This window comes from Sorangium sp. So ce1504, assembly GCF_051521635.1.
GTDB lineage: Bacteria > Myxococcota_A > Polyangia > Polyangiales > Polyangiaceae > Sorangium > Sorangium cellulosum_B.
This window is the reverse complement of sequence record NZ_CP150365.1, coordinates 12,677,095-12,689,535: the sequence shown is the minus strand read 5'-3', so window position 1 is coordinate 12,689,535 and position 12,441 is coordinate 12,677,095. Positions and strand designations below refer to the sequence as shown.

The window sequence follows — 12,441 nt, the reverse complement described above, 5'->3', positions numbered from 1 at the left end:
CGGCGCCTCCTCGCGACCGGAAACGCTCGCGGCGCCGTGACGCGCGCCGTGCGCTACCCGTGATCCAGCTGCTCCAGCTCGCGCACGCGCGCCTCCAGCTCGCGCACGCGCGCCTCGGCCGCCTCCCTCGCGCGGGCCTCGATCGCCGCGGCTTCCTCCTGGGTGGGCACGAGCTCGCCCTTGCCGCCGGGGCGCGTGAGGCGGAGCCGGGACTCGGCCCCGCCGCCGATCACGCAGAGCCAGCTGTCGAGCGCGGGGCTCCACACGCGCCCTGCGCCGGCGTACACGCGGACATACGCGCCGTCGGGGTCGCGCCGGTAGGCCTGGAGCGCCACGCGCCCCGCCGGCGGCCGGTGCGTGGCGGCCAGCGGATCGAAGATCGCGAGCTCCGGGCAGCCGAGCTGGCAGTACTTGAGCGGGACGTCCTCGTAGGCCTTCTGCCAGTCGGTCGCCACGATCTCCAGGGCGAAGCGCGGGGGCCGGTGTCCGGGCAGCCAGGTCTGCCACTGCTTGGGCAGCGGCGGCGCGGGGCGGTGATCGAGGAGGTAGACGTCCGGCGAGACGCGCACGAGCGGCTCCTCGCGCACCCAGGCGAAGAACCGATCCGTGCCGGCGTGGTGGTCGGTCCAGCCGCGCTCGCGCGCGAGCTGCGCGATCGACGAGAGGAGCAGGCGGGAGATCTCGTCGTGCTCGCCCCACGCGCCGATGCCGTCCGCGTCGTCCAGGTACCAGTCCGACCAGTCGATGGTCGCACGGAGCTCCTCGGGCTCCGGGTCGCGGACGACGAGCGCGCGCGGCAGGCGCGTCGCAGGGGGAGCGGCTCCGGAACGGGCAGGCAGCACGAGCCCACACGGTAGCACCCCGAGCGGAGCGGCGGGAGCCACAGGCGGGCGCGACCGCGCGTGGCGTCGCCGAGGCGCCGTGGGGCTCCCGATCCGGCGCGCCGGCGCCATGTCGGCGGCATGCGTTCTCTCGGGGGAGTGCTCTTCGACGTGGATGGGGTGGTTGTCGACTCGCCGCATGAGCGCGCCTGGCAGGAGGCGCTGGAGGCGCTGATGGCGACCGAGTGGCGCGCGATCGCGCCCGAGACACGCTACGCGCCCGAGCGGTTCACGACGGCCGTCTACCAGAGCGAGGTCGCCGGCAAGGCGCGCGAGAGCGGCGCGCGCGCGGCGCTCGATTACTTCGGCGTGCCCGACGCGGCGGAGCGCGCCGGGGTCTACGCCGAGCGCAAGCAGGCGGTGCTGCTCCGGAAGATCGCGGCGGGGAAGTTCGTCGTGTTCCCTGACGCGACGCGGCTGATCCTGGAGCTCAAGGCGCGCGGCGTGCTCCTCGCGGCGGCGTCGTCGTCCAGGAACGCCAGCGAGCTCCTCCGCAGGATCCGCGTCGACGCCTTCGTCGAGCACCAGAACCCCCGCCGCGCGCCGGTCTCCCTGGGCGCGACGCTGCTCGATCTGTTCGACGCCGACCTCTGCGGCGTCGCGGTGGCGCGCGGAAAGCCGGCGCCGGACCTGTTCCTGGCCGCCGCGCGCGCGCTCGGTGTCCCGCCGCCGCGCTGCCTCGTGATCGAGGACGCGCCCTCCGGGGTGCAGGCCGCGAAGGCGGCCGGGATGACCTCGATCGGCGTGGCGCGGCTCGCCGACGAGGCGCTGCTGGCGGCCGCGGGGGCGGATCGCGTCGTGACGACGCTCGACCAGCTCGATCCGGACGCGCTGGTCGACGGGCGGATCGCAGCGCGCGCGGCGTGAGCCGCGGTGAGGACGGCGTCACGACGCGCGAGCACGGAGGCGAGCAAGCACCTCGTCGGCGTCGAGCGTGTCTCCTGCGTCGTCCTGCGCAATGCCCTCAGCGAGCGCGGCGTGGAGGGCCCCCCGCTCCTCGTCATCGAGCTCATCGAGCGCGTCTCCCCCCACCGCGACCAGATCCACGACGGCCCCCTCTGGCAATTCGGTGGGCTCGTCGAGCACGATGTGGCCGTTCCGCACGGTGGCTTTCAGCGAGAGCACCGTAGGGTCATAGCACCGTGCGGCGCCCCCTCAGCCGCCCTGCTTGCGGACGATCGCCAGGCTCCAGATCTCCCCGGCGCTCGTCCCGACCCACAGCGTCGGCGATCCCTTGCCGGCGACCGCGAGCACGGCCGGCTCGCCGCGGGCGCCGAGCGTGACGCTCGCCGTCGGCGCGAGCGGCGCGCCGGACGCGGCCTCGATGGCGGCGCCGTCGAACAGCGCGACGCGGCCGTCCGCCAAGGCCGCGAAGAGGCTCGACTCGAGGACGGCGACGTCGGCGACGGGATCGGCGAACGCGAGCATCTTGGCCGCGAGCTTGCCGGACGACCTCACGACCGCGCAGACCGCGCTCGCGCCGCGCTTGTACACCGCCGTCAGCTTGGGGCCGCCGCGCACGCGATCGAGGTTCTGGGCCGCGCGCGGCAGCGAGGCGCGGAGCGTCGGGCCCGGCTCGGGCGTCGCGCCGGGGTGGACGCGGAGCTCGCCGCCCTCCCCCGCGCCGTCCATCACCACGTGCGCCTCGGTCTCGGTCAGATCGAACGCCCGCGCGGAGCCGCGCACCGCGAAGGTGCGGCCGTTCACCTCGGTCTTGTCGAGCTTGAGCTCCGTCGCGCTGCCGTCCCAGCCGAGCGCGAGCGCCGTCTCGCCCGACGACCGCGTGGCGAGCTGCCGCGCGTCCCGGCCGACCTGATCGAGCTTCGGGCCGTGCGTGATGCCGAGCAGCGCCCACACCGCGTCGTCGCCGCTCCGCACCACGGCGACGTCCTTCGACAGGAGCGCCACGTCGTGCGCCGAGGACAGCGACAGGTTCGTCGTCTTCGCGCCGGAGCCGCCGACCGGGCAGACGCCGAGGCGCACCGGATCGGTCGAGACCATCGCGACGAGCCCGGGGCTCGCGAGGACCGCGGCGCCTCGGATCTCCGCGTCCAGGCCGTGCACCTTGCGGGGGGAGCTCAGATTGCTGAAGGGCATGGCCGGCTAGGATACCGGTTCTCGCGCGGCGCGGTCAGCCCTTGATGAGCGAGCGGACGTCGATGTCGAGGTTCTCGGACTCCGCGACCGCATCCATCGCCTTGCGGAGCTGGGTGACGGTCACCCCGGCGGGGACGTCGACGCGGGCCTCCATCCGGAAGAGCTGCGAGCCGGTGACAGGCGCCTCGTAGGCCGAGGTCTCGAGCGAGACGATGTTGACGCCGACGCCGTGGAGCGCGCGCGACACCGCGCGCACGATGCCCTCGTGATCGAGCGCGTCGACGGAGATGACGCAAGGGATGGTCGCCGCGCGCCGGTGCGACTCGGGGCTCTTGGTCCTGCGGCTCTGCACCGTGAGCCCCGTCGCCCGGGTGAGCGACTCCGTCTCGCGCTCGACCGCCTCGATCGCGCCGGGGGGCCCCGACGCGAGCAGGAGGATGCCGAACTCGCCGCCGAGCACCGCCATCCGGCTGTCCTCCACGTTGGCGCCGCGCTCCGTCAGGTAGTGGGTCACCTCCGCGACGATGCCCGTCCGATCAGGGCCGAGGCAGGAGAGGACCAGGAAGACTTCAGGCTCGGACGTCGTCGTCATGCGGCGCATCTTAGTCCGATCCGCGCAGCCAGCGCACCTCGCCGCGGGCGCGCGGGGCGCGCGTCCCGGACGACGAGCGCCCGGGCAACGCCGTCCGTGTCCTCCGGCCGAGCTCCCCCGAGAGCGGCGGGATCGAGCGCCGCGCGCGCGTCCGCGCGCGCCATGCCGACGACGAGGCGCTTGTCTCCGGCGGGCCAGTGGGCGAGAGACGGCCATCCCCATGCTGTACGAACGCGACAACATCCATCGACTCACGCCCTACACGCCAGGTGAGCAGCCGCAGCGGGCCGACGTGGTCAAGCTCAACACGAACGAGAACCCGTACCCGCCGCCGGCCGCCGTGCTCGAGGCGATCCGGGACGTCTCGGCCGATCAGCTCCGCCGGTACCCGCCGCCCCGGGCGCAGCAGTTCCGCGAGACCGCGGCGCGGCTCCATGGCCTGTCGCCCGAGCAGGTGATCGCCACGAACGGCGGCGACGAGCTGCTTCGCATGGCCATGACGGTGTTCTGCGAGCCCGGCGGCCGCGGCATCGGCGAGACGTACCCGACCTACTCGCTCTACGACGTGCTCGCGGAGATCCACGGCACGACGATCACCCAGGTCCCCCTCGCCGAGGACTGGTCGGTCCCGGAGGATTTCGCGCAGCGCCTGAACGAGCACGGCTGCCGGCTCGCGCTCCTCGTCAACCCGCACGCGCCGTCGGGGCGGCAGGAGCCGCTCGACAAGCTCGAGCGCGTCGCGCGGGCGTTCCGCGGCGTGCTCCTCATCGACGAGGCGTACGTCGACTTCGCGGAGTTCGACGCGACGCCGCTGCTCGACCCGGCGCGAGGGCTCGACAACGTTCTTCTGCTGCGGACCCTGAGCAAGGGATACTCGCTCGCGGGGCTCAGGTTCGGGTATGGGCTCGGGCACCCGCGGCTCATCGAGACGCTCGACAAGGCCCGCGACAGCTACAACACCGATATCCTCTCGCAGGCCGCGGCCACCGCGGCGCTCTCCGCGCGGGACGAGGCGAGGAAGAGCTGGGAGAAGGTGATCGCCGAGCGCGCCCGGCTCACCGGGGCGCTCCGGCAAAAGGGGTTCACGGTGGCGCCGAGCCAGAGCAACTTCGTCCTGGCGAGTCCGCCGGGAGGAGGGCTGTCGGCGCAGGCGATGTACCGGGCGCTCTACGACCGCGCCATCTTCGTGCGCTACTGGGACGCGCCGCGCATCCAGGACAGGCTGCGGATCACGGTGGGCACGCCGGAGCAGAACGACGCGCTGCTTGGCGCGATCGACGAGCTGTCGCGCGCCGCCGGGGGCGCGAGCGCGTGATGAGCTGAGCCGCCGTGGCGGCCGGGGCGCCATGCGCCGTCGCGCGCCGTCCGCTTCGTGCGCACGTGTACGATCCTTGCGCAGCCTCTGGCCTCAGCGCTTCGCGTGGCGGCGGGCCGCGCCGGTGGCATCGGCCCTGCAATCCCCTCGACCATTCACTGCACAGCGTGCCCCACAGGTCGGGTCCTAACGCCTCGTCGATCCACGGCGGGAGAGGAGATTGCTCATGCGTCAGCAGCGTCACCAGCGTCACCAGCATCACCAGAGCAGCCGGTCATCGTCCCATGTCCTGTCGCGCCTGTTTCGCAGCGGCGGCGTCCCCTGTCTTTCCCTGGCGCTCGCGACGGCATGCGGTGCTGGCTCCGGCGGCAGCCCGGTCGACTCGCTGACGTCCAGCGCGACCGCGGAGGGCTCCGGCAGCGGCGGCAGTGATAGCAATGGCGGCAGCGGCGGCAGCTCCGGCAGCGGCACCGGCGGCAGCTCCGGCAGCGGCGGCGGCGCGGTCGCCCCGCCCGGCAGCTGCGGCGCGAGCGGCGCCACCGTGAGGCGCACCTACGCGCCCTGGCTGTTCACGGCGGGCGCGGATCCCTCCGGCGATGCCGAGTGCCAGGGCGTGCTCAACCCCGAGCGCGGCGTCTTCCATTTCAGGGATCTTCGAAGCCTGGGATCTGTCGCTGGCCTTCGAGACGAGGGGTACACGCTGATCTACGGTCAGGCGCTCATCGACGATTACCGCGCGCGGGACATCGATCAGCCCCTCATCGACCAGCTCAACGAGAGCTTCGCCGCCGTGCGCTCGGCGGGGCTCAAGGTGCTCCCCCGCTTCTACTACGCGACGGACATCGGCGAGGACGACGCGCCGCTCGGCCGCGTGCTGTCCCACATCGACCAGCTCAAGCCCGTCCTGGAGGCGAACGCCGACGTCATCGCCGTGCTGCACCCTGGCTTCGTCGGCGCCTGGGGCGAGTGGCACGCCTCGACGAACGATCTCACCCGTCCAGACAGCCGCAAGCAGATCTTCGACGCGCTGCTTCAGGCGCTGCCCGCGAGCCGGATGACGCTTGCGCGCCGCCCCTCGCACAAGCTCGAGGCGTACGGCGGCCCGCTGACCGAGGAGACGGCGTTCTCCGGAGCGCCGCTCTCGCGCGTCGGCCACCTGAACGACTGCTTCCTCGCGAGCGAAGACGACGTCGGCACCTACCAGCTCCCCGGCGAGAAGGCCTATGCCGCCGCGGACTCGGCGTTCACGCCCGTCGGAGGCGAGACCTGCGGCCGCAACCCGCCGCGCAGCGAGTGCGCCTCGGCGCTCGCCGAGCTGTCGGCGCACCACTTCAGCTTCATCAACACCGACTATCATCCTGACGTGCTCGATGACTGGCGATCCGGGGGCTGCTTCGAGACGATCGCCTGCCGCCTCGGATACCGCTTCGTCGTGATGGATCACGAGTCACCCGAGCAGATCGCGCGCGGGCAGCCCCTGTCCCTCCGGCTGCGCGTGTTCAACGACGGGTACGCCCGGGCCTATAACCCGCGACCGGTCTACCTCGTGCTCCAGCAGGGCGAAGCGCGGCGCGTGGCCGAGGTCGACGCCGATCCGCGCCGCTGGGCTCCTGGCGAGGAGAGCGAGATGTGCCTCGAGGCAAAGATTCCGGCCGATCTCCCGCCGGGCGACTACCAGCTCGGCCTGTGGCTGCCCGACGCATCCGAGCGCCTGCGCGACGACCCGCGCTACGCGATCCGGCTCTCGAGCGGCGCGGCGTGGGACGGCGCCAGCGGCGTCAACCTGCTCGACGCTGCTGTCCGGGTGGTCGAGTGACCGGCCAGGTGGCCCCGCCGCGCGCGAGCGGCCGCACCCACGGCCCAGGCTGATCCGGCGGCCGTCAGGCGCTGAGCTTCGTCGTGCTAGATCACAGCGAGGGAGACGCACAGATGAGCCAAGAATCCGAGCGAGACAAGATGATGAAGAAGACGGCCGTCCTCGAGATCCCCGGCATGGATGCCGTCATCCTCCGCAGGGATATCGGGTACCAGGCGACCGACGCAGGCGCCCTGACCTTCGACCTCTACGCTCCACCAACCTCGGTGGCCGTGGCGCGGGCGCCTGCCGTCGTCTTCGTGTCCGGCTATCCGGATCCGGGGTTCGAGTCGGTGTTCGGCTGCAAACGCAAGGAGATAGGGCAGTCCACGTCGTGGGGACGGCTGGTGGCCGCATCTGGTTTCGTGGGCATCAATTACACGAACCGCGAGCCGTCCGATCTCCATGCGCTGCTCGAGCACCTCCGGCAGAACGCCGCCTCGCTCGGGATCGACGAGCGCCGGATCGGCCTGTGGGCCTGCTCCGGCAACGTCCCCATGGCCCTGTCGGCGCTGATGCGGGGAGCGAGCGGCTCGCTCCGGTGCGCCGCCCTCTGCTACGGCTTCATGCTCGATCTCGGTGCGTCCACCCGCGTCGCGGAGGCGGCGGCGCAGTTCCGGTTCGTCAACCCGTGCGCCGGGAAGTCAATCGACGACCTCCCTCCGGACCTGCCCCTGTTCATCGCCAGGGCAGGACAGGACAGGATGCCTCACCTCAACGAGACGATCGATGACTTCATTGCCGGGGCGCTGGCCCGCAACCTGCCAGTTACGCTCGTGAACCACGCCACGGCGCCGCACGCGTTCGATCTGCTCGACGACAGCGAGGCTTCGCGAGAGACGATGAGGAGCCTCCTTGGGTTCCTGCGGTTCCATCTCCTGGGGTAACGCGATCCGGCCTGCGCGCTCGGCTCACCGGGCGCCGCCGGCGGGCGACGCCGCGAGCCCTCGCTCGGCGTCACGCTCTGACGGACGACGGCTCGGCCGCGCCGCGCACCGCGTCGCGGAACCACTGCTGCGCCGGATCGCGGTGGTGGCGCTCGTGCCAGTACATGCGCACCTCGAAGCCGGGGAGCTTCACCGGCGGATCGACAACGCGCAAGGGGAGGATCTCCGCGAAGGCCTCGGCCACGCGCGCGCCGACGGTGACGACCAGGTCGGAGCCGGCGACCACGTGCGGCGCGAGGAGGAAGTGCGGCACCGCCAGCGCCACGCGACGGCGCTTCCCGAGCTGCGCCAGCGTCTCGTCGACGACGCCGCCGGGCGTGCCGCGCGGGGCGATGAAGACGTGGCGCATCGACGTCCAGGAGGCGAGGTCGATGCCCTTCTTCACCAGCGGGTGCCCCTTGCGCACGAGGCAGACGAAGCGCTCGCGGTAGAGCGGGCGCGACCGGATGCCAGCGGGGAGCCCGTCGCTGCGCGCCGGGGCCACCACCACGTCGGCGTCGCCGCGGGCGAGCTGCTCCTCGAAGGAGGCGTCGAGCGCGCGGAGCCAGAGATCGACGTTCGGCGCCTCGCGCCCGAGGCGATCGAGGAGCTTCGGCGCGAGGACGAAGGAGCCGTAGTCGGCGGTGGCGACGCTGAAGCTGCGGGCGGCGCTCGCGGCGACGAACGGCTCCTCGGCGCGGAAGCAGCGATCGAGAGCGCGCATCGCCTCGCGCACCGGCTCCGCCAGCTCCTGCGCGCGCGCCGTCGGGGCGAGGCCGCGCGAGGTGCGGACGAAGAGCGGATCGCCGAAGAGGCGCCGGAGCCGGCCGAGCGCATGGCTCGTCGCCGACTGGGTGAGGCCGAGCCGCTTGCCCGCGCGCGTGAGGTGCCGCTCGTCGAGGAGCGCGCCGAGCACCCGCACGAGGTTGAGATCGACCGTGGCCACGTCATGAAGGGCAGGCATGATGAGTATGTCTATCATGCAGTGGATCGATGCGCCGAGCGGGCGCATCTTCTCCCTGTCGACGGCGCGTTCGCCGTGAAAACAAGGAGCACGCACATGGACCACGCCATCGCGGGGGTTCGGGGGACACGGGCTCGGTCGTCGCCGACACGGCGCCAACGCAACAATCGCCTGGAGGATTCAGCATGAAGGCCGCAGTCGTACATGCGCTCGGTGTCCCGCCGTCCTATGGCGATTTCCGTGAGCCGGAGCCCGGCGACGGTGAGACCGTGGTGACCGTACACGCCGCTCCGCTCAGCCCCATCGTCAAAGGCCTGGCCTCGGGCAGGCACTATGCGAGCGGAAAGAGCGGCGGCTTCGTCCCGGGCGTCGATGGCGTCGGCACGGACGCTGCGGGGAGGCGCGTCTACTTCCTGTTCCCGAAGGCGCCTTTCGGCTCGATGGCCGAGAGGTCGCTCGCCATGGACAGCATGATTGTGCCGGTGCCCGACGCGCTGTCCGATGAGCAGGCCGCGGCGATCGCGACCGCGGGGCTCGCCTCCTGGATTGCGCTGTCACGCCGGGCGCTCCTCCAGAAGGGCGACACGGTGCTCGTGAACGGCGCGACGGGCGCGGCGGGGGGCATGGCGATTCAAACCGCCCGTCACTTCGGAGCGAGCAGAGTGATCGCTGTCGGTCGTGACAAGGTGAAGCTCGACCGGCTCGACGCCGACGTGAAAATTGCCTTTGACGATGGCGCGGATCGATCATTGCGGGATCAATTCGATCGAGGCGTCGACGTCGTGCTCGACTTCGTGTGGGGCGAGCCGGCCGTCCGCGTTCTCCGGGCAGCGACGAAGGACCGTGGGTCCAGGGCCGGCGAGCCACGCCTGCGCTTTGTTCAGCTGGGTACCGTGGCTGGCGACGAGATCCCGATCCGAGGTGACATGCTGCGCAGCACGGGGCTCGAGCTCATCGGTAGCGGTATCGGAAGCGTTCCGGTGAAGGAGCTGCTGGCCGGGGCCGGCGAGCTCTTGGCAGCGGCCCCGGCGGCCGGCTTTCGTGCACCGTTCAAGGGTCTGCCGCTCAGCGCTGTGACCGATGCCTGGAACGAGGAGCCCAATGTGCGGTGCCTTCTCCTGCCGAAGAGGCCTAAGGTCGATCCTCAGCCTGCATGCAAGGAGAACTGGTCATCCGGCCGCCCGCGCGTTTGAAGAACGCGCCCGGTGTGAGCCCGACGAGCTGACGGAAGTCGGCGATGAGGTGGGCCTGGTCATAATAGCCCGCGTCTGCGGCGATACGCGCCCAGTCGCACGAGGTCGCTGCCATTCGCACCGCGCGTTGCAGGCGGACGGTCCGCGCGAACTCCTTCGGGCCGATGCCGACGTTCTCGATGAAAGCGCGGCGAAGATGCCGCGCCGTGACGCCGAGCCGATCGGCGACACGCTCCACCCGGACCTCGCCCCCTTCGAGCAAGCGAACCGCACGGCGAGCGAGCTGCCCTGATGCCGTCTCGAAGGGTTGGCCGGCGCGAAGGGCGAGCGCCCGGGCGACGCGGTCGATCACGTCCGCGCGGCTCCTCGCGGCGAGTAGCTCACCGCAGAGCTCGCGCCCGGCGCGGCCCCACACGTCCTCCAGCGGGACGAGCCGGTCCGTGAGCTCGCTCGCTGCCACGCCGAGCAGCGGAACCGACCAACCAGGCTTGAACCGAAGAGTGACCGTCCGCGCGAGGCCGGTCTTGCTCTTGAATATCGCGCGCGTTCGGGGGCCCGCGACCCACACGTCCCCCTCGCGTCCCCCCTCGAGCGCTCGAAAAAAGAGGCCCGTTCTGCCGTCGGGAAGCCACTGGACGTCGAACACCTGACCGGGGGGTGCCGCGACATCACGGACGTCCTCGACGAAGCGCGGGAGCGCGAGGGTAGGGAGATCCATCGCTGCGGCCACGTTCGTCACTCTTACGCCTCTCGTGCGGCCGTTCAAGCCGACACGGGTGCCCGCGTCGATCGGCTACCGCTCGCTGTCGAGCGCCTTCATGTGCTGGGCGGGGTAGCGCGTGCCGCCGATCGCGTCCGCTGGCACGAGGCTCTCGAGCGCCGCGACGTCGCTCGCCGACAGCGGCTTGTCGAGGGCCACGAGGGCGTCGTCGAGCTGGGCTCGCGTACGGGCCCCGACGATCGGCACCAGCGTGGGCTGCTTCGCCAGCACCCACGCGAGCGCGACCTGAGCCGGCGTCATCCCGCGCTCGCCGGCGAAGGCGTGGAGCTTCTCGACGACGCTCGCGTTCTTTGCCCCCTGTTCGCCTGCGAAGCGTGGCATGTACTGCCGGAAGTCCCCCTTTCCCGAGGGCTTGCTGCCGGTGAGCAGCCCCCGCGCAAAAACCCCGTAGAGCGTCGCGCTCATCCCGAGCTCTGCGAGCGCGGGGAAGATGGACGCCTCGGGCCCGCGCGTCGCGATCGCGTACTCGATCTGCAGGTCCACGATCGGGTGCACCTTGCTCGCGCGCCGGATCGTCTCGCCCCCCACCTCGGACAGCCCGACATGCCGGACGAAGCCGGCCTTGATGAGGTCGGCGATCGCCCCGACGGTGTCCTCGATGGGCACTTGCGGGTCGAGGCGCGCGGGGCGGTACACATCGATGACCTCCACGCCCAGCCGATGCAGGCTGTACGCCGCGAAGTTCTTCACGGCCGCCGGGCGGGTGTCGATGCCCAGCGCGGCGCCGTCCGGGCCGCGCATCGCGCCGAACTTCACCGACAGCTGGACCTTGTCGCGCACCCCCTCGATCGCGCGCCGGATGAGGAGCTCGTTGTGCCCGTTGCCGTAGAAGTCTCCGGTGTCGATCAGGGTGATCCCTCGCTCGATGGCGTGGCGGATCGTCGCCACGCTCTCGGCGTCCTCGGCCGGGCCGTAGGCGCCGGACATCGCCATGCAGCCGAGGCCGACGGGAAAGACGCTGGGCCCGGTCTTGCCCAGCGGAGTCGATCGGAGCGGGGAGCGGCTCATCGTGGCGTCGAGGTGGGTCATGTGGTGTTCATGCCACGCGCCCGAGGCTTCCGATTGGAAAAACCGGACATTCGAGGACCCCGGCACCTCGTTCCAACCGGGCACCAGACCCGTGGATCGAGCCCGCGGCCGACCGCCCCCCTCGGTCATGGAATGGCCCCGAGCAACGGCGTCATGTCCGGATCCGCCTTCTGCATCGCGCGCCGATACGCGGGGCGCGCGCCGATCCGCTGCAGATAAGCCAGAATGTTCGGCCACGGCGAGAGATCGTACGGCTTGAACAGCCGCATGGTGGTCAGCGAGAACACCGTCATGATGTCCGCCGCCGTCAGCTCCGGACCGGCGAGATAAGGCGCCTCACCCAGACGCTGCTCCACCGTGGAGAAGATCAGGTTGAACCGATCCTTCGCCGCCTGCAGCGCCGCATTCTTCTCGGACGCATCGACGCGCTCCAGAGACCACACCCGCAAGACGGCCGGCTGCAAGGTCCCGTTGGCGAAGTGGAACCAATAGAGATAGTCGGCGAACCCGGGCTGGCCGTGCTTCACGGCGAGCCGCCCCTCGCCATGGGTTGCGATCAGATACTCGGCGATCGCCCCGGATTCGCCGAGCACCAGCTGCCCGTCGGTGAGGATCGGCGCCGTCCCCATCGGGTGCAGCGCCTTGTATTCCGGCGGCGCCAGCCTGTTGTCCTTCCGGCGCTCGTACCGTCTCAGCTCATAGTCGAGCCCAAGCTCCTCGCAGAGCCAGACAATCCGCTCCGACTGGGAACGCCCGAGGTGATGCACGGTCAGCACGTTGTTCGCCATGAGCTCAATGTACGACCGCA

The 12,441-nt window shown here is 71.4% G+C and carries 13 protein-coding genes; 5 read left to right on the top strand and 8 right to left on the bottom strand.

Translation table 11 applies throughout. The annotated features are described in order from the left end of the window. Nucleotides 1–53: 53 nt before the first annotated feature. Nucleotides 54–842 (bottom strand): Uma2 family endonuclease, encoded by a 789-nt coding sequence (locus tag WMF39_RS47865; protein WP_437743105.1) that lies wholly within the window; start codon nt 840–842, stop codon nt 54–56. A gap of 120 nt (nt 843–962) precedes the next feature. Here WMF39_RS47865 and WMF39_RS47860 point away from each other — a divergent pair, with 120 nt between their 5' ends. After that, nucleotides 963–1,748 (top strand): HAD family hydrolase, encoded by a 786-nt coding sequence (locus WMF39_RS47860; protein WP_437743104.1) that lies wholly within the window; start codon nt 963–965, stop codon nt 1,746–1,748. A gap of 18 nt (nt 1,749–1,766) precedes the next feature. Here WMF39_RS47860 and WMF39_RS47855 read toward each other — a convergent pair whose 3' ends face one another. The 3 genes from WMF39_RS47855 to WMF39_RS47845 are packed head-to-tail and all read right to left on the bottom strand — an operon-like array spanning nt 1,767 to nt 3,570. Further along, nucleotides 1,767–2,006 carry a hypothetical protein gene (locus WMF39_RS47855; RefSeq protein WP_437743103.1) on the bottom strand — a complete coding sequence of 80 codons (240 nt, stop codon included), beginning with the start codon at nt 2,004–2,006 and terminating at the stop codon, nt 1,767–1,769. A gap of 30 nt (nt 2,007–2,036) precedes the next feature. After that, nucleotides 2,037–2,978: a hypothetical protein gene (locus tag WMF39_RS47850; protein WP_437743102.1), complete on the bottom strand. Its 942-nt coding sequence runs from the start codon at nt 2,976–2,978 to the stop codon at nt 2,037–2,039. A gap of 34 nt (nt 2,979–3,012) precedes the next feature. Continuing rightward, nucleotides 3,013–3,570, bottom strand: coding sequence for a glycine cleavage system protein R (locus WMF39_RS47845; RefSeq protein WP_437529497.1), 558 nt, complete (start codon nt 3,568–3,570; stop codon nt 3,013–3,015). Nucleotides 3,571–3,790: 220 nt separating this feature from the next. On the opposite strand from WMF39_RS47845, the gene hisC reads away from it, so the two are divergent. The 3 genes from hisC (at nt 3,791) to WMF39_RS47830 (ending at nt 7,627) form a co-directional block, all read left to right on the top strand. Next, nucleotides 3,791–4,885 carry a histidinol-phosphate transaminase gene (gene hisC, locus WMF39_RS47840; protein WP_437743101.1) on the top strand — a complete coding sequence of 365 codons (1,095 nt, stop codon included), beginning with the start codon at nt 3,791–3,793 and terminating at the stop codon, nt 4,883–4,885. 226 nt (nt 4,886–5,111) lie between these two features. Then, nucleotides 5,112–6,701: a DUF4832 domain-containing protein gene (locus tag WMF39_RS47835; protein ID WP_437743100.1), complete on the top strand. Its 1,590-nt coding sequence runs from the start codon at nt 5,112–5,114 to the stop codon at nt 6,699–6,701. Nucleotides 6,702–6,814: 113 nt separating this feature from the next. Beyond that, entirely contained in the window at nt 6,815–7,627 is an 813-nt protein-coding gene (locus tag WMF39_RS47830) for an alpha/beta hydrolase (RefSeq protein ID WP_437743099.1), read from the top strand. Between the two features lie 70 nt (nt 7,628–7,697). Here the strand turns inward: WMF39_RS47830 and WMF39_RS47825 are convergent, their stop codons facing one another. After that, nucleotides 7,698–8,630: a LysR family transcriptional regulator gene (locus WMF39_RS47825; RefSeq protein ID WP_437743098.1), complete on the bottom strand. Its 933-nt coding sequence runs from the start codon at nt 8,628–8,630 to the stop codon at nt 7,698–7,700. Nucleotides 8,631–8,815: 185 nt separating this feature from the next. Between WMF39_RS47825 and WMF39_RS47820 the strand changes: the two genes are divergently transcribed. Next, entirely contained in the window at nt 8,816–9,823 is a 1,008-nt protein-coding gene (locus tag WMF39_RS47820) for a zinc-binding dehydrogenase (protein WP_437743097.1), read from the top strand. On the opposite strand, the gene WMF39_RS47815 is transcribed toward WMF39_RS47820, so the two are convergent. From WMF39_RS47815 to WMF39_RS47805, 3 genes are all read right to left on the bottom strand, one after another. Continuing rightward, nucleotides 9,762–10,541, bottom strand: a complete 780-nt coding sequence (locus tag WMF39_RS47815) for a helix-turn-helix domain-containing protein (protein WP_437743096.1) — start codon at nt 10,539–10,541, stop codon at nt 9,762–9,764. The two genes, WMF39_RS47820 and WMF39_RS47815, sit on opposite strands and share 62 nt — an antisense overlap. A 75-nt stretch (nt 10,542–10,616) precedes the next feature. Next, on the bottom strand, nt 10,617–11,633 hold the full coding sequence (locus tag WMF39_RS47810) for an aldo/keto reductase (protein ID WP_437743095.1): 1,017 nt from the start codon (nt 11,631–11,633) through the stop codon (nt 10,617–10,619). Nucleotides 11,634–11,758: 125 nt separating this feature from the next. Then, on the bottom strand, nt 11,759–12,409 hold the full coding sequence (locus WMF39_RS47805; protein ID WP_437748128.1) for a glutathione S-transferase family protein: 651 nt from the start codon (nt 12,407–12,409) through the stop codon (nt 11,759–11,761). Nucleotides 12,410–12,441: the final 32 nt, after the last annotated feature.